24 protein-coding genes are annotated in these 24,882 nt (G+C 70.1%); 7 read left to right on the forward strand and 17 right to left on the reverse strand.

The annotated features are described in order from the left end of the window. Positions 1–8 precede the first annotated feature (8 nt). Positions 9–713, reverse strand: a complete 705-nt coding sequence (locus tag ACQPXM_RS29015; protein WP_432939243.1) for an MBL fold metallo-hydrolase — start codon at positions 711–713, stop codon at positions 9–11. A 93-nt stretch (positions 714–806) separates the two neighbouring features. Here ACQPXM_RS29015 and ACQPXM_RS29020 point away from each other — a divergent pair, with 93 nt between their 5' ends. Next, entirely contained in the window at positions 807–1,775 is a 969-nt protein-coding gene (locus tag ACQPXM_RS29020; protein WP_432939245.1) for a LysR family transcriptional regulator, read from the forward strand. A gap of 13 nt (positions 1,776–1,788) precedes the next feature. On the opposite strand, the gene ACQPXM_RS29025 is transcribed toward ACQPXM_RS29020, so the two are convergent. The 8 genes from ACQPXM_RS29025 to ACQPXM_RS29060 form a co-directional block, all read right to left on the reverse strand. Beyond that, entirely contained in the window at positions 1,789–4,416 is a 2,628-nt protein-coding gene (locus ACQPXM_RS29025; protein WP_432939248.1) for a DUF4153 domain-containing protein, read from the reverse strand. Then, entirely contained in the window at positions 4,413–5,111 is a 699-nt protein-coding gene (locus ACQPXM_RS29030; RefSeq protein WP_432939250.1) for a response regulator transcription factor, read from the reverse strand. The genes ACQPXM_RS29025 and ACQPXM_RS29030 overlap by 4 nt, the downstream gene beginning before the upstream one ends. Before the next feature lie 102 nt (positions 5,112–5,213). Next, a complete protein-coding gene (locus ACQPXM_RS29035; protein WP_432939252.1) occupies positions 5,214–6,584 on the reverse strand; it encodes a hypothetical protein in 1,371 nt (456 codons plus the stop codon). Positions 6,585–6,608: 24 nt separating this feature from the next. Next, positions 6,609–7,493 (reverse strand): MurR/RpiR family transcriptional regulator, encoded by an 885-nt coding sequence (locus tag ACQPXM_RS29040; protein WP_432939255.1) that lies wholly within the window; start codon positions 7,491–7,493, stop codon positions 6,609–6,611. Positions 7,494–7,586: 93 nt separating this feature from the next. Further along, entirely contained in the window at positions 7,587–8,579 is a 993-nt protein-coding gene (locus tag ACQPXM_RS29045; protein WP_432939258.1) for a co-chaperone YbbN, read from the reverse strand. A 28-nt stretch (positions 8,580–8,607) separates the two neighbouring features. After that, positions 8,608–10,242: an NAD-binding protein gene (locus ACQPXM_RS29050; RefSeq protein ID WP_432951109.1), complete on the reverse strand. Its 1,635-nt coding sequence runs from the start codon at positions 10,240–10,242 to the stop codon at positions 8,608–8,610. A 127-nt stretch (positions 10,243–10,369) separates the two neighbouring features. Further along, complete coding sequence (locus tag ACQPXM_RS29055; protein ID WP_432939260.1) at positions 10,370–12,043, reverse strand: acyl-CoA mutase large subunit family protein; 1,674 nt, start codon at positions 12,041–12,043, stop codon at positions 10,370–10,372. 88 nt (positions 12,044–12,131) lie between these two features. Next, complete coding sequence (locus ACQPXM_RS29060) at positions 12,132–12,632, reverse strand: MarR family winged helix-turn-helix transcriptional regulator (protein WP_077015928.1); 501 nt, start codon at positions 12,630–12,632, stop codon at positions 12,132–12,134. Positions 12,633–12,695: 63 nt separating this feature from the next. Here ACQPXM_RS29060 and ACQPXM_RS29065 point away from each other — a divergent pair, with 63 nt between their 5' ends. Genes ACQPXM_RS29065 through ACQPXM_RS29075 form a run of 3 tightly spaced genes read left to right on the forward strand, consistent with a single transcriptional unit; the run spans position 12,696 to position 15,382 of the window. Further along, complete coding sequence (locus ACQPXM_RS29065; protein ID WP_432939264.1) at positions 12,696–13,442, forward strand: maleylpyruvate isomerase family mycothiol-dependent enzyme; 747 nt, start codon at positions 12,696–12,698, stop codon at positions 13,440–13,442. A 58-nt stretch (positions 13,443–13,500) separates the two neighbouring features. Then, on the forward strand, positions 13,501–14,850 hold the full coding sequence (locus tag ACQPXM_RS29070; protein WP_432939266.1) for an MmgE/PrpD family protein: 1,350 nt from the start codon (positions 13,501–13,503) through the stop codon (positions 14,848–14,850). Then, positions 14,843–15,382, forward strand: a complete 540-nt coding sequence (locus tag ACQPXM_RS29075) for a TetR/AcrR family transcriptional regulator (RefSeq protein WP_432939269.1) — start codon at positions 14,843–14,845, stop codon at positions 15,380–15,382. The genes ACQPXM_RS29070 and ACQPXM_RS29075 overlap by 8 nt, the downstream gene beginning before the upstream one ends. A gap of 17 nt (positions 15,383–15,399) precedes the next feature. On the opposite strand, the gene ACQPXM_RS29080 is transcribed toward ACQPXM_RS29075, so the two are convergent. From ACQPXM_RS29080 to ACQPXM_RS29095, 4 genes are all read right to left on the reverse strand, one after another. Next, positions 15,400–15,945: a CGNR zinc finger domain-containing protein gene (locus tag ACQPXM_RS29080; protein WP_432939271.1), complete on the reverse strand. Its 546-nt coding sequence runs from the start codon at positions 15,943–15,945 to the stop codon at positions 15,400–15,402. Continuing rightward, entirely contained in the window at positions 15,942–16,823 is an 882-nt protein-coding gene (locus ACQPXM_RS29085; protein WP_432939273.1) for an alpha/beta fold hydrolase, read from the reverse strand. The genes ACQPXM_RS29080 and ACQPXM_RS29085 overlap by 4 nt, the downstream gene beginning before the upstream one ends. Positions 16,824–16,913: 90 nt before the next feature. Then, the gene (locus tag ACQPXM_RS29090) at positions 16,914–17,669 is read right to left on the reverse strand and encodes a DinB family protein (RefSeq protein ID WP_432939276.1); all 756 of its coding nucleotides are present in this window, start codon (positions 17,667–17,669) and stop codon (positions 16,914–16,916) included. Between the two features lie 330 nt (positions 17,670–17,999). Beyond that, positions 18,000–18,620: a hypothetical protein gene (locus ACQPXM_RS29095; protein WP_432939279.1), complete on the reverse strand. Its 621-nt coding sequence runs from the start codon at positions 18,618–18,620 to the stop codon at positions 18,000–18,002. 40 nt (positions 18,621–18,660) lie between these two features. Here ACQPXM_RS29095 and ACQPXM_RS29100 point away from each other — a divergent pair, with 40 nt between their 5' ends. Then, positions 18,661–19,413, forward strand: coding sequence for a phosphotransferase family protein (locus tag ACQPXM_RS29100; RefSeq protein WP_432939282.1), 753 nt, complete (start codon positions 18,661–18,663; stop codon positions 19,411–19,413). 234 nt (positions 19,414–19,647) lie between these two features. On the opposite strand, the gene ACQPXM_RS29105 is transcribed toward ACQPXM_RS29100, so the two are convergent. The 4 genes from ACQPXM_RS29105 to ACQPXM_RS29120 all read right to left on the reverse strand — a co-directional run bounded on the left by ACQPXM_RS29105 (position 19,648) and on the right by ACQPXM_RS29120 (position 23,207). Continuing rightward, the gene (locus ACQPXM_RS29105; protein WP_432939285.1) at positions 19,648–20,370 is read right to left on the reverse strand and encodes a PH domain-containing protein; all 723 of its coding nucleotides are present in this window, start codon (positions 20,368–20,370) and stop codon (positions 19,648–19,650) included. Between the two features lie 101 nt (positions 20,371–20,471). Further along, positions 20,472–20,630, reverse strand: a complete 159-nt coding sequence (locus ACQPXM_RS29110) for a hypothetical protein (protein ID WP_168197347.1) — start codon at positions 20,628–20,630, stop codon at positions 20,472–20,474. 347 nt (positions 20,631–20,977) lie between these two features. Then, positions 20,978–21,934 (reverse strand): methylmalonyl Co-A mutase-associated GTPase MeaB, encoded by a 957-nt coding sequence (gene meaB / locus ACQPXM_RS29115; RefSeq protein WP_432939288.1) that lies wholly within the window; start codon positions 21,932–21,934, stop codon positions 20,978–20,980. A gap of 34 nt (positions 21,935–21,968) precedes the next feature. Next, the gene (locus tag ACQPXM_RS29120; protein ID WP_432939291.1) at positions 21,969–23,207 is read right to left on the reverse strand and encodes an acetyl-CoA C-acetyltransferase; all 1,239 of its coding nucleotides are present in this window, start codon (positions 23,205–23,207) and stop codon (positions 21,969–21,971) included. 94 nt (positions 23,208–23,301) lie between these two features. On the opposite strand from ACQPXM_RS29120, the gene mce reads away from it, so the two are divergent. Both mce and ACQPXM_RS29130 read left to right on the forward strand, forming a co-directional pair. Further along, positions 23,302–23,733 carry a methylmalonyl-CoA epimerase gene (gene mce, locus ACQPXM_RS29125; protein ID WP_432939293.1) on the forward strand — a complete coding sequence of 144 codons (432 nt, stop codon included), beginning with the start codon at positions 23,302–23,304 and terminating at the stop codon, positions 23,731–23,733. A 93-nt stretch (positions 23,734–23,826) separates the two neighbouring features. Continuing rightward, positions 23,827–24,744, forward strand: a complete 918-nt coding sequence (locus tag ACQPXM_RS29130) for an anti-sigma factor RsbA family regulatory protein (protein ID WP_432939295.1) — start codon at positions 23,827–23,829, stop codon at positions 24,742–24,744. Positions 24,745–24,882: the final 138 nt, after the last annotated feature.

Consider the following 24,882-nt stretch of genomic DNA (forward strand, 5'->3'; position numbering starts at 1 on the left):
AGGCCGGCTCAGGCCTGCCCGGGCGAGAGATTCGCGGCCGCGCTCAACTTGCGATCCGCATCCTCGATCGGCAACCCGTGGCCGACGCACGCCAGCTGCGGCCCGACGGCGGCCAACCGCTCGAACGACCGCAGCATCTCCTCACGATCCAGGTTGAACACACCCGGAATCACCTGTCCGTCGACGTGCGCCACGGTGTCTCCGGTGAACAGGATGCTCGGCCCTGGCAGGTGGATCGCGATGCTGCCGTCGGTATGGCCCGGCGTCGCGATCACCTGGGCACCGCCGGCGAACTCGATCACGTCGCCGTCCTCCAGTTCACGGTCGACGCGGCAGGGCGGCGCGGCGGGCAGCAGGTGGGCGCCGAGGCTGCGATGCAGGGCGCGCTCCTCGTCGGTGAAATTCGGAGGCGGCGCCGGAAGCTCTCCACGGATCACCGGCGCCTCCTGCCGGTGCGCCATCACCACGACGTCTCCCCAGGTGCTGACCTCCGCCGCACCACCGGTGTGGTCCTCGTGGAAGTGAGTCAGCACCAGGTGCCGGAGGTCGCGCGTACGCAGCCCCAGCCTCGCGAAGGCCTCGGCGAGCTCCGCACCCGAGGTGGCGATCCCGCTGTCCACGAGAGTCAGTCCGTCGGCGTCGTTCCACAGGTAGGCCTGCCCGAACTCGAGCAGCAGCAAGTGCAGTTCGGGCCGAATCTCGATGATCTCCACAAGACCTCAGCCAAGCGGTCCGCGGCCGGGGCTGTCCAACAGCGATCGACGCGTGATTGACAACCGCGGGTTGTGGCCCAGAGGCTGGAGCGCATGGGATCAGCCGACATCGACGGCCTGCGGGCCTTCGTCGTCACCGCGGAGGAGTTGCACTTCGGCCGCGCGGGCGAGCGTCTGTTCCTCAGCCAGCAGGCCTTGTCGAAGCGCGTTCGCCGGCTCGAGCAGGCGCTGGGCACCGTGTTGTTCGAGCGCACGACCCGGACGGTGGAGCTCACCTCGGCCGGGCGCCGGTTCCTGCCGTCGGCCAGGGAAGCGGTGGCGGCCTTCGACCGGGCCGTCGAGACGGTCCAGGGCACCGAGCACCCGTTGCGCGTCGACGTGTACGACGAGCGGTTCACGCCGCTGCGGATGCTCCGCGAGGCGACCGAGCGCGATCCCCGGCTCCGGATCGAACTGAGCATGCGGCAAGGCCTCGCGGTCGCCGTACCGGCGGTTCGGCGGCAGGAGCTCGACGCGGCGTTCGGACGCGTGCACGACCTGCCGGGGCCGTGGCCGTCCGAGCTGAACCGGCGGCTCGTGCACCTGGAACCGCTGCACGCGTTCTTGCCGGAGGACCATGAACTGGCGGACCGGACCGAGCTGCGGCCGGCCGACCTGCGCGCGTGGGGCATCTCCATGCCGGACCCAGCGGGCGCCGCCGAGTGGCGCGGCTATCTGGAGCGGCTCGCCGCGCGACTCGAGGTGCCCCTGCGCTTCACCGCTCCGGCGATCGGCCGGAGCCACCTGGTGGATCAGTTCCTCCGGGAGAAGCGGGCGGTCGGACTGGGTGAGATGAGCATCGACGCCGCCGGAAGCGGTCTGCGGAGAGTGCCGATCGTCGAGCCGACCCCGTTGCTGCCGTGGTCGGTCGTCTGGCACCGGCACAATCCCCACCCGATGCTGCCCACGTTGCTCGCCAAGCTCGGCTCGGCCGCTCTACCGCCGGCCTCGGCTCCGGATCGGTGGGTTCCCGATCCGGATCGCCTACCGCTCGGCAGCGGCGCGCCGACCCTCACGGGATAGACCGGGGCAAGCTTCAGTTGCCAGGACAGGAAGCTTCGGTCAAGCCGCGAGCGGTGACCTCCGGGCTGAGCAGCGACTGCGCGCGGTGGCGGCCCAGGTTCCACTCCAGCCAGTCGTCGGTACTACGTTCGTACCCGCTCAACGCGCAGTCGCGGACGTTGTCCGGCAGCTTGGCCAGGACCGGTACGGCGTCGTCGGACAGGCCGCGCAGGTAGTACCAGTCGACCTTGCCGGTCTCGGTGTAGCGGTCGATGTTGTGCTGCGCGATCCAGGCGTCGGGATTGATGGCCGCGATCATCAGCAGAAGTCCTGCGCCGCTGAGCAGAGCGGCGCGCGGGAGCCACCCGGCCTTCAAGGTGACGCCGGCAACCATCACGCCGATCACCAGCAGGCCCAGCCAGCCCTCGAAGACATCCACGAGCAAGCGGAGCTGGGTGAAGCCGTACGCCTCCTGGTACACGTGCATCCGGTAGAGCGCCGACGCGACGACGACCAGGGTGAGCAGGCAGAGCAGACCGAGCGATCCCCGCAGCCACGCGATGTCGGAGGGCGTCGTACGGGGTGCCTTGCGGGCGGCGGCCCAGACGACGAGCAGGGTCAGGGCCGTCGCGACCGTGAGCTGGCCGAAGCCCTGATGCACGTACTCGGCGTACGTGAGTCCGGTGACGCGTTCCAGATACTCGTGGCCGCCGAAGCTCACCGTGGCCTGCGCGGCGAGGAAGACCAGGAAGACGCCATCGACCAGCAGGACCGGCGCGAGCCACTCGTACCGGCGAGCCACCGGGCGCACCGGACCGGTGCCGACCTCGACGTTGGGCGGGTTCATGCCGAGGTACGTCGCGGCCAGTACGACGCCGCCGACGGCGATCGTCAGGAACGCCCGGAGGATGAACGAGTCGAGCTCGAGGTCGGGAACGATCGCGCCCATCCACTCGGCGAAGACCGCGTCGGCCGAGGAGAACAGCAGGCCGAAGACGAGGACCGCCAGCGCCGACAGCACGATCGTGCGCACCATCGCCGCGCTGGCCCGCAGGCCGCCGACGGTCCGCACCGAGCGGCCGAGCCAGGGCAGACCGCGCAGACCGGCGAGCGGCCAGGCGATGCCGGCCAGGACGAAGGCCGGCACGCTGCGCCCGTTCACCAGCGCCGCCACGCACAGGGCGCCGCCGGCGAACAGGCTGAGGACCGCGATCCACTCGGCGTCGCGGACGACGACTGTTGCCGCTAGCAACACGCACAGAGCGGCGCAGGTCAGCGTGAAGCGGGAGCGGCGATTGACGCTGAAGTTGAGGATCACTGCCCCGGCGGCCAGCAGGACCAGGAAGGTGCCCAGCCCGAGGTCGCGGAACGGCAGCACGATGCCGGCGAGCAGACCGACGCCCAGGCACCACAGCACGACCCGCAAGTTGCCGGGCACCCGCGCGTCGGGCCAGAACTTGCCGAACATGAGATCCATGCCGGACTCCGGTACCCACACCGTAGAGGTGGCGGTCACCGGCTTGGACGTGGTCTTCACGGCGGATGCCGTGCTCGGCCGGACTTGGTCCCCAGGTTCAGTCATCGGTAGTTCCTGTGCCTTCCGTGGTGCGTGGGCGAACGGGCGTGGTCGGTTCGGCAGGTCGACCCGTACCCGGGCACCGGTACGGCGCGGTTCCGGGTCGACGAAGTGGATGGTGCCGCCGTGCAGGTCGGTGACCCAGCGGGCGATCGCGAGTCCGAGGCCGGTTCCACCGCCGCCGTCGGCCTCGGTCAGCGTCCCGAACCGCTCGAACACGCGGTCCCGGTCCGCGACCGGGATGCCGGGACCGTCGTCGGCGACCTCGAGCCGCCAGCCGCTGTCGGTCTGCCGGGCGGTGATCCGGACCTCACCACCGGCGGGGCTGTGCCGGGACGCGTTGTCGAGCAGGTTCGCGATCAGCTGCTGCAGCCGCGCCCGGTCGGCCGGGACGGTCAAAGCCGGCGGAGTCACGCGGACGTCGTACCGGACCTGCCGCCCGGTCACCCGTGCCTCGGCGACGGCGCGATCCAGCAATTCCTGGACAGCCACCTGTGTGGTCGTGAGCTTCGCCTTGCCGGCGTCGACCCGCGCCAGGTCGAGCAGATCCGACGCGAGCGCGGACAACCGCTCAGCCTGATCGAGCGCGGTCCGCAGCGCGACGGGATCCGGCTCGGCCACGCCGTCCACCAGGTTCTCCAGTACGGCGCACAGCGCGGCCAGCGGCGTCCGGAGCTCATGGCTGACGTTCGCCACCAACTCGCGGCGCTGGCGGTCGACCGCGGCCAGATCCTCGGCCATCCGGTTGAACGCCCGGCCCAGCTCACCGACCTCGTCGCTCGACGTCGCGGTGACCCGGACCGAGTAGTTGCCCCGCGCCATCCCGCGCGCCGCCGCGGTCATCTCGCGCAACGGCGACGTCATCCCGACGGCCAGCAGCTGCGTCACCGCGAGGGCCAGCGCGACGGTGACCGGGATGCTCAGCCAGACCGGCACCCCGCCGACGGCTCCGACCGCCGCCAGGACCGACGCGAGAATGGTGCTGACAGCAACGAGCAGTCCGAGCTTGGCCTTGACCGAGCGAACCTGGTCCAGCGGCGCGCTGCGCGGAACACTCTCGACGACGCCCGGCGAATCGGCGGTCACGCCGTACCGCCCGGCTCGAGCGCGTAGCCGATACCGTGCACGGTTCGGATCCGGTCGGCGCCGATCTTGGCGCGCAGCGCTTTCACGTGGCTGTCGACGGTGCGGGTCCCGGAGGCACCCGGCCAGCCCCAGACTTCGGCGTACAGGTTCTCCCGCGTCAGTACGGCGCCCGGGCTGCCGGCCAGGCAGACCAGAAGGTCGAACTCCGTCGGGGTCAGGTGGACCTCGTTGCCATCGGCCCAGACCCGGCGAGCGGCGGCGTCGACGCGCAGGTCACCCAGGTCTGTGTCCGAGCGGTTCGCCAGCTCGGCCGCCCGCTCGACCCGGCGCAGGAGCGCGCCGACCCGCGCCACCAGCTCGCGCATCCGGAACGGTTTGGTCAGGTAGTCGTCGGCGCCGACGCCAAGTCCGACCAGGATGTCGGCCTCGTCGTCGCGCGCGGTGAGCATCAGCACCGGGACCGGGCGGGCCGCCTGGATCCGGCGGCACACCTCGTGACCGTCGAAACCGGGCAGCATCACGTCCAGCACCACCAGGTCGGGCGCGGTCGACTCGTACTGCGTCACCGCGCCCGGCCCGTCCCAGGCCTGCACGACGTCGTACCCCGAACCGCGCAGCCGGTCGGTGACGGCCTGATTGATCACCGGCTCGTCCTCGACGACGAGAATCCTGGCGCCGCTTGCGTTGACTGGCATGCGAAGAGCCTAGGAGCCGAACTGGTCAGGAGTCGGGGACGACTTGTGAAGGTTCTGTGCAGGTGAACGCCGCCCGCTCGGCGTGAGCGGGCGGCGGCGGAGTCAGCGGGTGTGCAGGTGCAGCAGCTGCGCGCCGCCGGGCGGAAGGCTGATCGGCAGACCGGCTCCGCGGTTGGCGTCGTACTTGGCGCTCACGGGATGGAAGACGTCCACGCCGGTCACCTTGGCGGGGTTGAAGGTCAGCGTCGTCCGGGCGGCGGCCGAATGCGAGCGGTTGGCGACCAGGAGCCAGCGGTCGGTCACGGCGGCGTCGCGGGAGCGGAACGTGCCGATCACCGTGGGGTTACCGGTGACCCCGGTGACGAGATCGGTCGGCGTGAAGCCGACGGTGCTGTTCGGCAGCGGGGTCTCGTTGGCGTGCACGACGGTTTCCGAGACCAGTGGCTTGAGCTGGCGGCCGACCGGGTGCAGCCAAGGCGTGTTGATGTTCTTCGCGGCACCGTACCGGGCGGTGCGCTTGCCGTCGACGGTGATGAGCGCGGGACCGAACCCCTCGCCACGAGCGGCTTCCGGCGTCCAGTACGTGAAGTACTGGATGCCCTTGGCGCCGTACGCGAGGCTGATGTTGATCTGCCAGAGCAGCTCGGCGGCGGTCGGCTCGCGGTGGCCGTTGTAGGACAGCGTCTGGATGAAGATCCAGGCGGGCACGTTCGCGCGCAGTGCCGCGTCGCGCACGATCGTCCAGTTGTGGAAGTAATTGCCGTCCTCCCGGCCGTCCGACAGCAGCGGATACCGGTCGAAGGACACCAGCGACGGCTTCACCACGTCCACGAACGCGTTGTAGTACGCCGGGTCGTCGGACGGGAAGAGGTTGATGTACGGCAGCAACTGCGGCGCGAGTTCGCGGGAGATCGCGACCGCCTTCGCCAGCGTGCCGAACCAGCCGGCGCCGGGTTCGTCGTACAGGTTGAAGCCGGCCAGCGAGGAGTACGGGCCGTACGCGTCGCGGGCGCGGGTGTAGAGCTCGCGAGCCTCGGCGGGCGTGACGCTGAGGTTGTCGGTCGGCTGGTCGGAGATCGAGAACCAGCGGGACATGTTGCGGATCTGGATGTCGTCGGAGATCAGCATCTTCAGCCCGGCGGTCCGGGCCAGGCCGAGCTGGTGCTGGAAGATGTTGCCGTCGCCGGCGTAGTTGCCGGAGATCACGAAGTCGAAGCCGGCCTCGGCGATCTCGGCGAACCGCTGCGGCGTACTGGCGTAGGGGTGCGGCGGCCAGAACAGGCCGATCGGGAAGTCGGGGCCGCCGGTCAGCGGCAGGTCGTCCGGCGACGGGATCGCGATGTCATTGCTAGAGGCAACAGCGGTGGGTGAGGCCTGGGCCTGGCCGGTGGCGACCGTCGCGGCGGCCGCGGCGCCGGCGCCCAGCAGGAGCGTACGGCGGCTCGGACCTAGTTTCCGGTGGGGGCTCTGCATGGGATTCCTCCAGGGCGGTGGAGCTCAGCGGTGGGGTGTTCGGTGATCGGCGACCGCTTCGGCAGTGCGGTCGAAGGCTTGGGTGGCCTGCTGGTAGTCGCGCTGGGCGACGCCCAGGTAGAGGGCGTCGAGCACGATCATCTGGGCGTGCCGGCCGGCCATCCCGCCGGTTCGGAAGGTGATGTCGCGGGCGGCGGTGACCAGCAGCAGGTCGGCGGCGCGGGCCAGCGGGGACCGCGGATAGTTGGTGACGGCAATGGTCGTGGCGCCTTGGGCGCGGGCCCGGCGCAACGGTTCGAGGACCTCGTTGGTCTCGCCGGTGTGGGAGATGCCGAGGGCAACGTCGCCCGGGCCGAGCAGCGCCGCGCTGGTGAGAGCGTTGTGCACGTCGCTCCAGCTGTTGGCGCCGTGGCCGATGCGGTGCAGGCGCAATCTCAGGTCCTCGGCGACGGACGCCGAGCCGCCGACGGCGTACACGTCGATGCGGCGGGCGGTCGTGATCGCAGCGATCGCCTGGCCGAGCGCGTCGACGTCGAGCTGGGCGACGGTGTCTTCCAGGGCTTTGGTGTCCGAGCGGAGCAGGGTCCGCAGGACGTCGTCGAGGGAGTCGTCGGGGCTGACTTCGGTACCGGTGCCGCGTTCCCAGCTGGTGCTGCTGCGACCACCTTCGGCCGCCAGGGCGAGCCGGAGTTCGGCGTACCCACCGAGACCGAGGGCGAGGCAGAACCGGGTGACGCTCGGCAGCGACGTACCGCAGCGGGCGGCGAGTTCACCGATCGTGGACGACGCGACCGCCGCGGGATCTCGCAGAACTTCTTGGGCAACGAGCGTCTGCGCCGGACTGAGTGACGGCAGCAGGCCGCGGATGCGCGCTTCCAGGCTGGAAGGTGGGGACTCGGCGGCGGACATGTGAATGATTCTCAGAAGCCGAGAAGATAAGTGTCAATAGTTCACACCGCACGACAAGGAAAAGGGTGGCACCTGCCGGTGCCACCCGTCAGCTCAGAACAGGGCGGTCATCAGCTGCCGGCGCGCGCGGATCACCCGCTCGTCGTCACCGCCGACCACCTCGAACAGCTCCAGCAGGTGCAGGCGCACGGTGTCGCGGTCGTCGCCGGCCGTGGACTGGATGGTCCGGATCAGCCGCGCGAACGCGTCCTCGACGTGGCCGCCCATCAGGTCGACGTCGGCGACCAGCATCTGCGCCTCGATGTCGTTCGGGTCGTCGGCCGCGCGGGTGCGCACCTCGGCCGGCACGTCCCGGGTCCGCTTCACCAGCTGCACCCGGGCCAGCCCGGCCTTCGCCTCGGCGTCGTTCGGCGTTTCCTTGAGCAACGTCTCGTACGCCGTGATCGCGCCGTCCAGGTCGCCGGTGGCCAGCGCGGTCTCGGCCGCCTCGTAGCGCGGGTCGGACTCGGGCTCGGCGGCCTCCTCGCCGGGAGCGGCCGGGGCGACCGGCTCGGCGCGGCCGGTGATCCCGTTCGCGACCGCGACGGTGAACAGCTGGTCGAGGTACTGCTTGGCCTCGGGCTCACCGAGCGCGCCCTGGAACAGCGGGACGACCTGGCCGCGCAGCACCGCGATCACCAGCGGGATGCTCTGCACGCCGACCGCCTGGGCCAGCTGCGGGTTGGCGTCGACGTCGACCCGGGCGAGCAGGAACTTGCCGCCGTACTCGGTCGACAGGCGGGCCAGCACCGGGCCGAGCGCCACCGAGGCCTCGGACCGCGGCGACCAGAACTCGACCACCACGGGGTGCTGGATCGACCGCTCGATCACGTCCGACTGGAAGGTCGGCTCGGACACGTTCAGCACGTACGGGCCGGTCACCCCGCCGCCGCCACCGCCGGGGCCGCCACCGCCGGGCCCACCGGCGCGGGGACCAGCCGGTCCACCGGGTCCGGCCGGCCCACCCGGGCCGCCGGGACGCGCGGGCGGCTGCCGCAGGGACGACAGGTCGATCGCTCCAGGTCGGGAGAAGTTCGGCTGGCTCACCGCTGCCCTCCGGTCACTACGTCTCGGTTCATGGTCCTATCCTCCCCGACCGCTCGGGTCGGTGTGGTGCACGGGTCACCAGCAACAGTCTGGCCAGGCCGCTCCGGGTCCCCGCGACGGCCAGCCGGGTGCCCACGTGCACCGGCCGGTCGAAGGCCGGCGACCAGTCCCAGGTGACCCCGTCCGCGCGCGCCAGCACCCGCAGGCCGCCCGCCTCGTCCAGCTCGCCGAGCCGGCGGCCGATCGCGACCGAGTCTCGCTCGACGGTCACCTCGGTCAGCAACAGCACCCGGCGTCCGGCCGGCACGGTCGTCTGGCTGCGCCGGTTCGCGACCGCGGCCGCGATCGCCGGCGCGACCAGCATCGACACCGACCGGCTGTGCCCGAGCCCGAGCATGCGCTCGACCTTCTGGGCCAGGTCGTGGTCGAACATCCGCATCGTGATCCGGACGTCGTCGTTCAGGTCCCGGACGACCATTGCGGTCTCCAGGTTCGTGATGTCGCCGTCGGTCAGCGCGAGCACCGCCTGGGCTTGCGTCGCACCGGCCAGCCGCAGCGTCTCCTCCTGGCTGCTGTCGCCCATCACCACCGGGATTCGCAGCCGGTGCGCGGTCTGCACGCCGGGCGCCTCCTCGTCCATCTCGACGCCGACCACCGCGACGCCTCGCTCGGACAGGATCTCCAGCACCCGCGCGCCGACCGTGCCGAGCCCGCAGACGATCACGTGATTGCGCGGTCTGCCCCGGACCCCGCCGATCACCCGCGACAGCCGGGCGCCGATCAGCGAGTCGACGATCACCGCGGTGAGCAGCGCGACCAGCACGATCCCGGTCAGCTGGACTCCCACCGCCGCGACCTTCACGTACGGCGCGGCGTCCGCGAACTTGTCGTCCTCGATCCCGGCCGACGTCACCGCGCCCATCACGAGATAGAGCGCCCGCAGCCACTCCACGCCGGTGATCCAGTGGGTCAGCAACGTACCGATCAGCACCAGCAGGGCCATCACCGCCGCGATGATGCGGACGCGCCGGTCGAGCACGTCGCGCACGGCCATCACCCAGCCGGTCCGCCGTACGTCGCGCTTGCGCCGCAGATGCCGTACGCCGGTGCCGAGCACGATGTCACCGGCCGGATCGTCACTGGAGGCCGGCAGCAGCTCGGGCGTCGCCGACGAGGTCGTGTCGGCGAGCACGGTCACCCGCTCGCGGATCAGATCGGCCGGCCCGGCCACCATCCGCCGGCCGCCCAGCTCGAGCCAGGTCAGCTCGTCGTCCTCCAGCGCATCCGCGACGAACGCGGGCGCGGCCAGTGACGGGCCGGAGATCACCACGCAGTCGCCGAGCAACTGGTGCAGCTGGGCGCCGATCCTCGGATTGACCATCTGGACGACGATCCGCAGGTTCTCGTCCATGTCCCGCGCGGTCAGCGCGGTGTGCACGTTGTGCACGTCGTCGGCGTCGAGCAGCACCAGGGCGCGCGCGGTCGACGGTTTGGTCCCGTCGGTGTCGATCCCGGCCCGGCGCAGCACCGACTCGCGGACCACCCGCACGCCCATCACCTGGGCGCCGAGCTCACCGATCCGCTCGATGTGCCGCGACGCCGGGTTGACGATCGCGGTGACCTCCTCGCCGGAACTGACCAGCTCGGTGACCACCCGCAGCATCGTACGGTCGGACCCGCAGACCACCACCCCGCGCAGATCCGGCGCCTGGGCCGCCTGCCGGTCGGCCTGGACGGAGGCGCGGCCCCGCCGGCGTCCTGTGGACGGCGAGGCCTCTACGACGTCCGGTTCAGAATCGGGCGGGCTCTCGGTACTCGCCCCACTCGTCCCGAAGAACGTCACAGATTTCCCCCATCGTGGCCTCCGCACGCGCCGCCTCCAGCATGGGTTCGATCAGGCTGCCGGTCCCCCTTGCCGCCTCGACCAGCGCCGTTAGCGTACGACGCACGCGGGCCTCGTCGCGTGCCGCCTTGCGCTCGGCGAGCACCCGGCACTGCTCGACCTCGACCTCGTGGCTGACCCGGAGGATCTCCAGCTGGCCGGAGACGGTGTCGGTCAGCGTGTTCACGCCGACGATCTTCTTCTCGCCCTTCTCCAGCTTCTGCTGGTACTCGAAGGCGGCGTCGGCGATCTCGGCCATGAACCAGCCCTCCTCGATGCCGTGCAGGATGCCCGCGGTCATCGAGCCGTCCGGGCTCATCTCCTTGATCCGGGCGAAGATCTGCTCGGCCTCGCGCTCGATGTCGTCGGTCAGCGCCTCGACGTACCAGGAACCGCCGAGCGGGTCGGCGACGTTGGTGACGCCGATCTCCTCCATCAGCACCGACTGGGTCCGCAGCGCGATCTCGGCCGACTCCTCGGTCGGCAGCGCCAGCGTCTCGTCGAGCGCGTTGGTGTGCAGCGAGTTGGTCCCGCCGAGCACCGCGGCCAGCGCCTCGACCGCCGTCCGGACGACGTTCATCGTCGGCTGCTGGGCGGTCAGCGAGACCCCCGCGGTCTGGGTGTGGAACCGCAGCCACTGCGCCTTGTCGGTCTTCGCGCCGTACACGTCGCGCAGCCAGCGCGCCCAGATCCGGCGGGCGGCGCGGAACTTGGCGATCTCCTCGAAGAAGTCCAGATGACTGTCGAAGAAGAACGACAGGCCCGGTGCGAACACGTCGACGTCCAGCCCGCGGCTGAGCCCGAGCTCGACGTAGGCGAAACCGTCGGCCAGCGTGTAGGCCAGCTCCTGCGCGGCCGTCGAGCCGGCCTCGCGGATGTGGTACCCGGAGACGCTGAGCGGCTTGTACGCCGGGATGTTCTGCGCGCAGTACTCCATCAGGTCGCCGATCAGGCGCAGGTGCGGTTCCGGCGGGAACAGCCACTCCTTCTGGGCGATGTACTCCTTGAAGATGTCGGTCTGCAGCGTGCCGTTGAGCTTGGTGATGTCGGCGCCCTGCCGCTCGGCGGCGACCAGGTACATCACGAACGCCGGCACGGCCGGGCCGGAGATCGTCATCGAGGTGGTGACGTCCTGCAGTGGGATGTCCTTGAACAGCCGGTCCATGTCGGTCGCGGAGTCGATCGCGACACCGCAGTGGCCGACCTCGCCGAGCGACTTGGGGTCGTCGGAGTCGCGGCCCATCAGCGTCGGCATGTCGAAGGCGACCGACAGGCCGCCGCCCCCGCCGTTCAGGATCATCTTGTAGCGCTCGTTGGTGTCCTCGGCGTTGCCGAAGCCGGCGAACTGGCGGATCGTCCAGGTCCGGCCGCGGTAGCCCGTCGGGTAGAGGCCGCGGGTGAACGGGAACTCCCCCGGCCAGCCGATCCGCTCCATCCGCGGGTCGTCGTGGCCCTCCGGCGGTCCGTAGACCGGCGCGACCTCGGTGCCCGACAACGTGGTGAAGTCGGCCTCCCGCTTGCGCGCGGCGTCGTAGCGCTGCTGCCAGCGGCGGCGCCCGTCGGCGATCTGTTCCGCGTCCATCCGAACCTCCCGGGTTGTCCTCGCCTCCAAAATACTAGGACGTCCAACTAAATACCACTCGACGAGTGGACCTGCGCGGGAGGTGGGGTCAGAAGTCGCCGGCGTTGTGGCGGAGGGGTTCGAGCACGGACCAGAGAACCTTGAGTTGTTCGTCGGTCAGGCCGCGCAGGGCGAAGTCGGCGGCGACCAGGTCGGCGGTGGCGCGTTCGACCAACTCGCGGCCCTCCGGGGTGATCTCGCACAGCACCGCGCGGCCGTCGTCCGGATGCGGGGTGCGGGTGACCAGCCCGGCCGCCTCCAGACGCCGCACGATCGAGGTCACCGAGGTCGGGTGGACCTGCAGCCGCTCACCCATCTTGCCCAGCGGCAGCGATCCCCGGCGCGAGAACGTGAGCAGCACCAGCGCCTCGAACCGGGCGAAACTCAGGTTGTGCTTGCGCAGGATCTCGTCCAGCTCACCGATGACGATCTGCTGGGCCCGCATCAACGAGGTGACCGCCCGCATCTGTTCCACCGCACCCCAACGCCGCCCCCACTGCCGCGAAGCCTCGTCGATCGGGTCGAACGGCAACGGTTTCTTCCTCGCCATGCACGAAACACTAACCGCCACAGCCTCTACTGCGCTGTCGGTGGCGCCTGCCATCATCGGCAGATGTCACTCCCGCCCGAACGTGCCGCCTTCTATCTCGACTGCCTGCGCGCCGACTCGGCCCGGCTGGCCGAGGTCGCCCGCTTCGGGCTGGCCCCCGACGTACCACACTGCCCCGGCTGGACCGTCGACTCGCTCGTCCGGCACACCGCGACCGTCTACCTGCACAAGATCGAGGTCCTGCGCCTCGGCCGCCTGCCCGACCCGTGGCCGCCGGACCTGTCCGACCGCGAGCCGCTCGCCCTGTACGACGAGGCGCGGTCGGCGATCGTCGCGGCGCTGCAGGAGGCCGGGACATCGCTGCCGACCTGGACGTTCTCCCCCGACGACAAGACCTCGGGCTTCTGGTACCGGCGAATGGCGCTCGAGACAGCGGTCCACCGCATCGACGCCGAACAGGCGCACGACGTCGCCACACCGGTCGATCGCGACCTCGCCGTCGACGGGATCGACGAGGTGCTCAGCGTGATGCTCGGCGGACCATGGTGGGCCGAGGGCGACACCTCGGCTCCCGTCGACGCCGCCGTCCGGGTCACCGCCGACGGGAACTCCTGGACGATTCAGGCCGACGCGACCAGCGCGCTTGTCACCCGCGACGCCGACGCTCCGGTCGCCGCGGAGATCTACGGCGAACCGCACGACGTCTTCCTCTGGTTGTGGGGGCGCCTCGACGACACGGCGATCCAGACTTCCGGCGACGTGGACGTGGTGGCAGCCTTCCGGGCCCGGGTCGCGGAGTGTGCCACCTGAGCCGCCGCAGGCAGAAGTGATAGTTGATTCTCTCGATTGAGAGTGCATACTGTCACTTATGCGCACCGAGACTGTGATGGCGGATCGGATCGCCCGCTGGGTGAGTGAGCTGCGGTTCGACGAACTGCCGCTTGAGGTGGTGGAGCGGACCAAGCTGCTGATCCTCGATCAGCTCGGCGTCCAGCAGCTGGGCGTGACCCTGCCGAACGTGCAGCCGGTACGCCGCGCGGTCGCGGCTGTGCCGGGCCCGGCGGAGAGCACGACGTCCGGCGGCGGCAAGACCAGCGCCGCCCAGGCGGCCTACCTCAACGGCACGCTCGGGCACAGCGCCGAATACGACGACGCGCACGCGGCGGCCTGGCACACCAGTTCGGCCGTCGTGCCCGCGGCGCTCGCGCTCGCCGAGCGGGACGGGGTGGATGGGCGCGAGGTGATCACCGCGGTGGCGGCCGGCGTCCAGGTGATGGCGCTCGTCGGCGCGGTGACGACCAGCGGCATGCTGGCCGCCGGGTGGCACGGCGCGAAGATTCTCGGCGTCTTCGGCGCGACCGCCGCAGCAGCCCGGATCCTGCGCCTGTCCCCGGCCGAACTCACCCAGGCGTTCGGCATCGCCGGGAGCGACGCGGCCGGGACGATGGAGTACGACCGCAGCGGCGGCGAGGTGAAACGGTTGCACGCCGGATCAGCCGCTCGCGCCGGAGTCGAGGCCGTGCAACTCGCCCGGCTCGGCTTCACCGGCCCGGCCACCATCCTCGAAGGAACCCGTGGTGTCCTGCGGCTCTTCGGCCAGACCGGCGAACCGCTCGGGGACCTCGACCACTGGCACGTCACCGACACGATGTTCCGCTTCTACCCGATGGTCACCACCGTGCACGCCCCGCTGGACGCCGTCCGGAGGTTGCGGGCCGCGCAGGCCGTCGACCCGGCGCAAATCCGCCGGATCCGGATCGGGCTCGTCGATTTCGCGGTCGGGCACGGCGCCTCCATCACCCGGCCGCACGACGCGATCTCGGCGCAGTTCAGCCTCGCGTTCGGCGTCGGGCTGCAGTTCGTCACCGGGGGCAACGCGCCGGCCGACTACTTCGACCCGGCCCGGTGGAACGACCCCGCCCTGCTGGCGATCGCCGACCTGGTCGAGCCGTACGCGATGCCGATCCCGGACGGCGACCCGGTCTTCAGCGCGAAGGTCGACCTCGAGCTTCGCGACGGTACGACGTACAGCCATTACCAGGCGGGGTTCCACGGGCATCCCAGCCGGCCGGCGAGCGTCTCTGACGTCGAGGAGAAGTTCCGCGCCAATCTGGCGGATCCGCAACGGGCCCGGGCGATCTTGGACCGCGTGCGTGAACTGGACCGGCTGGACGACGTACGGCCGCTCATGTCGTTGCTGGGGGCACCCGATGCGTAGGGACGCCGAGGCCAACCGCGCCCGCCTGCTCGACGCCGCCGAGCGGGTCTTCGCCGAGCGCGGTGCCGACGCGAGCCTGGAGGATGTTGCCCGCGCCGCCGGCATCGGCCCGGCCACGCTCTACCGGCGCTTCGGCACCAAACAGGCTCTCGTCCGCGAGGTGCTGGAGACCTTCTTCGGTCAGCTCCTGGAGCTTGCCGACGAGGCTCTCGCCGAACCACCGGATCGTTGCCTGGATCAATTCCTGGAGACCGTCGGGTACGAGCTGGCCGCGCGGCGCGGCTTCATGCACGGCATGTGGGGTGAGCTCGCTCCTGCGGGGCTGATCGCTGAGCTCGAGTCGCGGACTCGGCAACTGCTCGAGCGAGCCCAGCATGGCGGGGGCGTTTCGGAGCACGTCACGGTCGACGACATCGCCGCCACGATCTGGGCGCTGCGGGGCATCATCCACACCAGCGAAGGGTCGACTCCGGGGGTTTGGCGACGTCACCTGGCGTATACGCTCGCCGGGTTTCGGTCTTCGGCTGAGTAATCAGAGGGGCCGCGTGATCAGGCGTGGGCCGCGCGGTAGCGGGCGGCCTTGGCCTGGTTGCCGCAGGTCTTCATGCTGCACCAGCGGCGCCGGCGCCCGCGGGAGTGGTCGAGGAAGAACCAGCCGCAGCGGTCGCACCGGCGTACCGGGCGGTCCGGCGGATTCAGCACCAGCTCGATGCCTCTGAACGCGAGCACTGCGCATGCGCCCTGGACGTCTCGGGGTGTGAGGGTGCCGTCCGGGGCGAGCGACACGTCGCCGGCCAACGTTTCCCGCGCTGCGTCGAGGAGGCGGCCGAGGACTTCGGTGGGGACCTCGCGGGCGTCGTACTGGGCGTCGAACAGCTGCCAGAACAGGCTTCGGAGCGTCCTGGCTTCGCGCAGGACCACGTCGTCGGCGTACGGGGTGGTCGGCAGCAGTCCGGCGTAGGTGATCCAGCCGGCCAATGCCTCGCCGCTGTCGAACAGGTCCGCGCCGAGTTCCGGCGTACGCCGGTAGACCGTGTTCGCGAAGTCCAGGACGACGTGGCCGGCGATGAAATGGTCGTCCGTCCACTGGGTCATCGGTGCAGCACGTCGTCGACGAAGGTCACCAGGAGCTCGGCGACCTCCGGGGCGTGCGTGTCGAGCAGGAAGTGCCCGCCGTCGTACAGGTGAGCGTCGAGCACGGCCAGGTCGCGGTGGTAGGCCATCACCTCCGCGATGTCGAAGTACGGGTCGTGCCGGCCCCAGAGCACGAGACAGGGCGGTTGGTGCTGCTCGTGGTACGCCGCGATCTCGGGGAATCGCGCGACGTGGTGGCGGTAGTCGGTGAAGAGCTGGAACTGCACGTCGAGATTGCCGGGCCGCGACAGCCGCTCCCAGTCGAGGTGCCAGGATTCGCGCGGATGCAGGTCCTGCACATGCGGCGGCAGGCCGCCGAGGTACTGGTCGCGAGTGCCTGCGAAGTTCAGCCACTCCGGCAGCGCGGCCCGGTTCTCGTCGCTGGGGTCCGACCAGAACCGCCGCGCGGAGTCCCACGCGTCGTTGAGGCCGGCTTCGTGGGTGTTGCCGTTCTGCACGACGAGGCCTTGGACGCGATCGGGGTGGCGTAGTGCCAGCAGGTAGCCGACCGGCGTACCGAAGTCGGTGACGTAGAGGACGTAGCGTTCGATGCCGAGTTGGGCGAGCAGTTCTTCGATCACCTGGGACAGGTGCTCGAAGGTGTAGTCGTAGTCGTCGAGCGTGGGAGCGTCCGAGAACCCGAAGCCTGGCAGGTCCGGGGCGACCACGTAGTTGTGCTCGCCGAGGACCGGGAGCACGGCACGGAAGGAGTACGAGGAACTGGGGAAGCCGTGCAGGAGCACGACCGCGGTCGACGAGGGGGTTCCGGCTTCGCGGTAGTGCACGCTGAGTTCGTCGACCTCGCGGTAGAGATGGCGTGTCTTGACCGACCGCTTCATCGGGGGTCTCCCTTCTGGTCGGTCTCTCAGTAACCGGTTTGGCGGCTCGCTAAACGGTTACTTTCTCCGGCCGGGAGTTCTACTGGCCGCTCAGGCCCCGGCTTCCAGTACGGCGAGGTCGCGGACGGCGTAGCGGTTGTGCTCGGCCTCTTCCTTGAGGATCACCTTGAGGCAGCGGCGGACGACGTAGTCCTGGTCGGGGTACGGGTCGGCCGGCTTGCGGGCGCAGACGCGGTCGAGCTCGGCGTCGGTGAGGTTCTCGATGGTGTCGCGCAGGGTGGCCATCCGCGCGCGCCGGGCCGCGAGGATCTCGTCGAGGGTCGGTGTGGCGTCGAGGGTGAGACCGAGCTTGGCCGATTCCTCAGCCGGCATCCCACCGGCGGGGTAGCCGAGCGGGTGGTACGGCGATTCCTCTTCCAGGACAGCGTTGCCGAACCAGGCGTCGCTGGCGAAGAGCAAGTGCCGGTGGGTCTCGACGAACGACCACTCGTCGGCAACCCGCTCGTGCAGCTTGGCCTCGGGCAGCTTTCTAGCGCGGTCGAGGGTCTCCTGCCAGAGCGTTTCGACGGCAGCCCAAGCAGCGCGATAGTCGTCGACGGACTCGGCCTGGCGCGCCAGCACGCGGGTCGGATACTGCCGATCCAGCTCCGCTTCGACGTACGCCGTGACGTCGACGTCGTTGACCACCACCCGCTCGAAGCCGCCGCCGACGTAGACGTCACTCCCGTAGCAGTCGACGATCTTCAACCCACTGACTTCGCAGTCCCGGATCTCGAGCCCTTCCAGCTCACTCAGATGAATCCGCCCACCGCGGAACTGGTCGGTCTGTGAGTACTCGGCAGCCATCGCAGCAGTCTGGCGGACGGCGGCGCAGAGCGCTACGGTCGGCGGCTGGTGTCGCGTGGCGTGAAAGTGTGCGGGGCCAAGTGTCGCGTGGCGAGAGTGCGCGGGGCAGGTGTCGCGCGTGGCGAGAGTGTGCGGGCAGTCGCCGCGGCATCCGGCCCGGTACCCACCGCGATGACCCCGACCGGCCAGGCCACGATCCCGGCCTCGCGGTCGCCCTCGCCTGGTTGAGCCGCAACGCACGCAGACGAGGCGTCGCCTGGTGGCAGTGGTACTCCGCCGCGTCGGGACCACCACGCAAGCCGCGGTAGTCACATACGTCGTTCGCGAGGTTCAGACGCTCTGGACCGAGCCGTTGTCGGGGGACAAGAGTTCGAGGCGTCGCCGAAGTCGCGCCGGCTGAAAGAACTCGACGGTCCAGCCGAGTCCCGCCACTGCCAGTATCCCCGCGAGTCCGTAGTTATCCGCCAACACATGCAGCACGGTGCCGACTGTCATGGCCATCGCGATGATCGCGACCAGAATCCGTGGGCGGCGCAACTTCTCGAGCCGGCGCTGAGCGACCCGAGCCGCAGCCGCCCGGACCACCGGATCGCTCGGGATCTCGCCCCGAACTGCAGCCCGGTACGCCGCCGACAGCTGAGCCGGCGGCAGCTCGCCGGCCGCCTCCCGCAGCTCAGCACGTTGCGTGGTGAGGCTGAGCACCAGACCGCCGCCGAGCAGCACGCCGAACACGACCCCGGTCAGCACCGACGCCGTCCACGAACGGGTCGAATCGTCGAACCGATACACGACGGCTACCACGGTTGCGACGAGCAGCCCGCCGCCGAGGCCGACCACCCACCGGGAAGCGGTCAGCAGATACATACGCATGCGCGCATCGTTGCACGCGCGGAGCACTCGGATCGACAGCTCTGCAGGTTCCGGCAGTGGTGTGGGTGCAGCATCGATCATGTGACAACCTCGCGACCACCCCGGATCCCGAAGGAACATGATGAGTCACACGCATCGGCTCCACCTGGATGGCGACGTCGTTACGAAGACCTACGTCAACTGGAGCCGGAACGAGCACGTTCGCGAATGGACAGCCCTGCGGGCGATCTCGGCCGCGAGACCTCAGCTGGTCCCGGTTCCGATCAGGTTCACGCCGCCGACGCCGTACCCGTCGATCATCATGAGCCGACTCCCGGGCACACCACTGGCCGGTTGCCTGTCCCCCGAGGAACTCGAAGCGCTCCACGTCGCCCTCACCGACCTCTGGTCGATCCCTCCGACCGATGTCGAGCCGCTCGATCGCGCGGCCTTCTTCGAGCGCATTCGGTCGTCGATCTCGTCCTGGGACGGCGCGGGGATCATCGCCGAGGCCCACCAAGCAGCCACTGAATGGCTGGCCGCACCAACAGACCTGGCGCAGCCGGCGCACCCCGTCATCGGCCACGGCGACCCGAACCTCGCGAACTACCTCTGGGACGGCCAGCAGGTCCGAATCATCGACTTCGAGGACGCCGGCCGCAGCGACCTCGCCCTTGAGCTGGCCACCTTGGTTGAGCACATCGCATCGCGCGCCACCGACTGGACGACGTTCGTCGATCGCTTCACGGTGGATCCTGACCGATTCCGATCCGCTCGGCGCCTCCACGCGATCTTCTGGCTGGCCCTACTGCGCCCGGGAAGCCCAGCAGCGCACCGCAATCCACCTGGGACCGGCGAACTACAGGCCGAGCGCGTTCTCGAGTTGCTCGCATAGGCGGCCGGTACGGCGCGAGCCCGGCCTCGGGGCGAGAACGCCCTTCCCTCGCCTACCGCAGGTTCGCGTCCATGCTGGCCGATGCCCGGATTCCAAGCCACAGGGCGCGGCTGGACGCCAGAAGGGGCGACGCCAGGAGCCCCGCCCAAGCGCCAGCGCAACTTAGACCGGGGCGGGCGGGAGCACGGCGACGCAGGAGCCGCGCGTGGGAAATAAAGCACCCCGCCGTACGACCTACTCCTCGTGGTCCTGGTCGGTCCAGTTGGCTCGTTCGCTGTTGAAGATGGACTTGGAGCTGCTGCTCGCGACGCGGGTGGAGGCGGCGGGAGCGTGGCGCGGGATGGTGGTGGTGACCTCCTGGGCGGAGTCCATCCCGATCGGGCCGGTGCCGTCGTCGTCGGTGTCGTCGTCGTCGGACTGGACGACGTCGACGCTGGCGGAGGCGCGCAGGCCGGTGCGCTGGATGACGCGCTGGATGGTCAGGTCACGGTCGTCGGGCCGGCTGACGAATCTGATCTCGCGGAAGCCCTGGTCCTGGGCGGCGGACTCGAAGACGAAGTGGCCGTAGCCGAGGAAGCGGCCGACGATCGGTTTCTGCAGGGTGATGTCGAGGATCCGGGCGATCGGGGTGGTCGCGACGGTCTGGGAGAACACGCCGCGGATCCGCATCACTCGCATGTTGGTGACGACGAACCGGTCGCGGTGCTGGGTGAGGAACTGCCAGAAGGCGTGGCCGAGCAGGACCAGCACCAGTGCGAGCAGAACGTAGGCCGCGTCGCCGAGGTTCTTCCACAGCATGACCACCAGGAGCACGGCCGCCAGGGCGATCTCCAGCATGGGCACGACGAACACCACCCAGTGGTGCCGCACCTCGTCGATGACGACTTCGCCCTCGTCCGAGATGAGGTGACGCCGGACCTTCGGATCGAAGGCCCGGAACAGGCCTATCGCGGCCATCCACTCACTCCTCTGTCCACCCCGCTGTCGGCCACCCGGCCATGATCGTCACAGCCAAGTGTCCCGCACGAACGCTCGTGACGGGACACCCGAATCGAAGATCAGTTGAACAGCGCGGTGAGGAACGTGATCACACTGCCGAACGCGTCGCCGACAGCAGAGAACGCCCCGCCGACCGCGTCAGCGGCGCCTTGCGGTTGAGTGAACAAATAGAAGGCGGCAAACGCGATGACCGACCAGATCAGCAGCTTCTTCGGCATGTCACCACTCCTTGTGCGCAGGCAACTCGGTCGCTGCGTTTGTATCACGGATAGTCACTATCTGTCACTGTCTGAACACAGAACATCGTACGGGGATCACCAGCGACAAGACCCATTCTGTAACGGATCGAGGGGCATGGCAGCCACCGGCGCGCCGCCGTGAGACGTACGTCCGCTCACCGCCGGCAGCGTCGGGTTACCTGCCCGTATTCGGGTCCATCCAACCACAAGCAGCCGACAGTGTGACACAGCGTCATCACTTGTCGCAGCGGCACCCGGAAAACCGCGGCGTCACGGCGCCGAAGCCACAGCGCCGAAGTCACAATGCCGAAGGCAACGGGCCGAACTCACAGCGCCGAGATCAGCTCGTCCGCCGCCGAGTACGGATCGGTCGACCCCGACGCCACCTTCGCCGCCAGCACGTCCAGCCGCGCGTCCCCGTGCAGATGCCCGAACCGCGACCGCAACGCCGTCATCGCGATCGCCTCGATCTCGTCCCGGGCCCGGCTGCGCCGCCGCTCCTCCAGTACGCCGGACCCGCGCATCCACTCCAGCCGCTGCTCGATCGCCTCGACCACTTCGCCGACGCCCTCGTTGCGGCTCGCGACGGTCTTCAGGATCGGCGGCTTCCACGCGTCCGGTTCCCGGTCGGCCAGCGCGAGCATCGCGCGCAGATCGCGGGTGACGTTCTGCACGCCGTCGCGGTCGGCCTTGTTCACCACGTAGATGTCGCCGACCTCGAGGATGCCGGCCTTCGCGGCCTGGATCCCGTCGCCCATCCCCGGCGCGAGCAGGATCAGCGTCGTGTCGGCCATCCCGGCGATCTCCACCTCGGACTGCCCGACCCCGACGGTCTCCACCAGCACGACGTCGAAGCCGGCCGCGTCGAGCACCCGCAGCGCCTGCGGCGTCGTCCAGGCCAGGCCACCGAGGTGACCGCGCGAAGCCATCGACCGGATGAACACCCCAGGATCAGTCGCGTGCTCCTGCATCCGCACCCGGTCCCCGAGCAGCGCACCACCGGAGAACGGCGACGACGGATCCACCGCCAGTACGCCGACCCGCTTCCCGGTCGCCCGGTACGCCGTGACGAGCGCCGACGTGGACGTCGACTTGCCCACGCCGGGCGACCCGGTGATGCCGACGATGTGCGCCCGGCCCGCGTGCGGCGCGAGCGCGGCCATCACCTCGCGCAGCACCGGCGACTCGTCCTCGACCAGGGAGATGAGCCGGGCGACCGCCCGGGACTCACCGTCCCGGGCGCGTTCGACGAGTTCGGCGACCGGCGGCGTACGTCGTGACATCAGGTCAGTCTCGGCCCTGTCGATGGCTGGGCCGTCAGCCCTTGGCCGGAACGCGAACGATCAGCGCGTCGCCCTGACCGCCACCACCGCACAGCCCGGCCGCTCCGGTCCCGCCGCCGCGGCGCTGGAGCTCCAGCGCCAGGTGCAGGACGAGACGGGCGCCGGACATGCCGATCGGGTGGCCGAGCGCGATCGCGCCGCCGTTCACGTTGACCTTGTCGAGGTCGACGTTCAGCTCGCGGGCGCTGGCGATGCCGACCGCGGCGAATGCCTCGTTGATCTCGATCAGGTCCAGCGAGGCCGGGTCGATGCCCTGCTTGGCGCAGGCCTTGGCGATCGCGTTGGCCGGCTGGCTCTGCAGTGACGAGTCGGGGCCGGCGACCGAGCCGTGCGCGCCGATCTCGGCGATCCAGGTCAGGCCGAGCTCCTCGGCCTTCTGCTTGCTCATCACGACCACGGCACAACCGCCGTCGGAGATCTGCGAGGCCGAACCGGCGGTGATCGTGCCGTCCTTGCCGAACGCCGGCCGCAGCCGCGACAGCGTTTCGACGGTCGTGTCGCCGCGAATGCCTTCGTCGGTGTCGACGACGAGCGGGTCGCCCTTGCGCTGCGGCACCTCGACCGGGACCACCTCGTCGGCGAACACGCCGTTCTTCCAGCCCTCGGCGGCCAGCTGGTGCGACCGGGCGCTGAACTGGTCCTGCTCCTCGCGGGTCAGCTTCAGGCCGTCGGTGTTGTGCTGCTCGGTCAGCGCGCCCATCGCCTGGTCGGTGAACGCGTCCCACAGGCCGTCGAAGGCCATCGAGTCGACCAGCGTCGTGTCGCCGTACTTGTAGCCCTCGCGCGACTTCGGCAGCAGGTGCGGCGCGTTGGTCATCGACTCCATGCCGCCGGCCACCACGACGTCGTACTCGCCGGCCCGGATCAGCTGCGAGGCCAGGGCGATCGCGTTCAGGCCGGACAGGCAGACCTTGTTGATGGTGATCGCCGGGACGTTCATCGGGATGCCGGCCTTGACCGCGGCCTGGCGCGCGGCGATCTGGCCGGCGCCGGCCTGCAGCACCTGGCCCATGATCACGTACTCGACCTGCTCGGGCGCGACGCCGGCCTTGTCCAGCGCACCCTTGATCGCGAACCCACCGAGCTCCGCGCCGGTGAAGCCCTTGAGGCCGCCCAGCAGCCGCCCGATCGGGGTCCGGGCGCCGGCGACGATGACGGTTTCGCGCTGCGAACTGGTGGTGTCAGCGCTCTGCGAGCTGGAGGTGTCAGACATGCTCTTCACGATACCTGCGAGAACACTGGTACGACGGTGTCGCGTCGGCCACACTCGTTGGCATCGGGCCACCGGCCAGGCCACTCTTGGTCGCATGGAGCCAGTCACCAAGACCCTGTTCGAGGCGATCGACCACGTCGGTGTCGCGGTCGCCGACTTCGACGAGGCGGTCCGGTTCTACGCCGAGACCTTCGGCATGACGGTCGCGCACGAGGAGGTCAACGAGGAGCAGGGCGTGCGCGAGGCGATGCTGTCGGTCGGCGACTCCGGCTCGTCGATCCAGCTGCTCGCGCCGCTGTCGGACAGCTCGCCGATCGCCAAGTTCCTGGACCGCAACGGCCCCGGCATCCAGCAGCTCGCCTACCGGGTCGGCAACCTCGACGAGGTCTCCGCGGTCCTGCGCGAACGCGGCGCCCAGCTCCTGTACGACGAACCGCGCCGCGGCACCGCCGGCTCGCGGGTCAACTTCATCCACCCCAGGTCCGCGGGCGGAATCCTGGTCGAGCTGGTCGAACCCGCCCGCTGACCCGCTCGGTTCAGTTGCTGACACAGCGTGAAGATCTCGCGAAGACGCGCGGCAGACGGTCACAACGGGTGAGTACCGGGCTAATCTGTTGAGGTGCTGATCGACAGCGCTCTCGGCCACCACGACCCCGCCCCCGCGGGGTTCCGGCACGATGCCTTCGTCTACACCGATGAGGAGGACTTCGTCCGGCAGGCCGGCGCCTACGCGCGCGACGGCCTGGCCGCGGGCGAGACCGTGGTCGTGGTGCTGCCCGAGGAACGCAACAGCCTGCTGCGCAAGGCGCTCGACGGCATCGCCGACCAGGTGATCTTCCTCGACATGGCCCAGCTCGGCCGCAATCCGGCGCGGATCATCCCGCTGTGGCGCACCATGCTCGAGCAGGCGCCGGACATCCCGCTGCGCGGCCTCGGCGAGCCGGCGTACGTCGGTCGCTCCCCCGCCGAGCTGGAGGAGGCGGCGCTGCACGAGTTGCTGCTGGACGTCGCGTTCAACGAGGTGCCGGGCCGATTCCACCTGCGCTGCCCGTACTCGGCCAAGCTCCCGCTGGATCCGGACCACCTGCACCTGGCCGCGACGGGTCATGCCCGGCGCGCCGCCGAGACCGCCTTCCGCAGCCCGCTTCCCGCCGTACCGGCCGAGGCCGAGCGGCACGAGTTCGGCCGGGGCGATCTCAACGCCGTACGGCGCCGGGTGAACGCGGCGGCCCGTTCGCTCGGCCTGCCCGAGGAACGGATCGAGGACCTGGAGCTCGCGCTGCACGAAATCTGCACCAACACCGTCCGGTTCGGTGGTGGCGGCGGGACGCTGTCGTGGTGGACGGCCGACGGCCGGCTGATCTGCGACGTCGCCGACCGCGGCCGGATCGACAACCTGCTGGTCGGCCGGGTGCTTCCGCCGGTCGAGGGGCTCGGCGGCCGGGGGGTCTGGCTGGCCAACCAGCTCTGCGACCTGGTCCAGGTCCGCTCCGGCAGCGCCGGGACTCAGGTCCGGTTGCACACCCGCACGCGCTGACATCGAAGGACAGCCGCGCGATAAGACCACTGTCATCGGTGGACTGGAAAAGTGACGGTCGTCTCACCGGCCGGAACTGTGTCACGCAGCACAGCGACCCGGGCATACTCGGCGGTAAGTTCCGCTCACCCGACCGCC

It is taken from the genome of Kribbella sp. CA-253562 (assembly GCF_050942265.1).
Lineage (GTDB): Bacteria > Actinomycetota > Actinomycetes > Propionibacteriales > Kribbellaceae > Kribbella.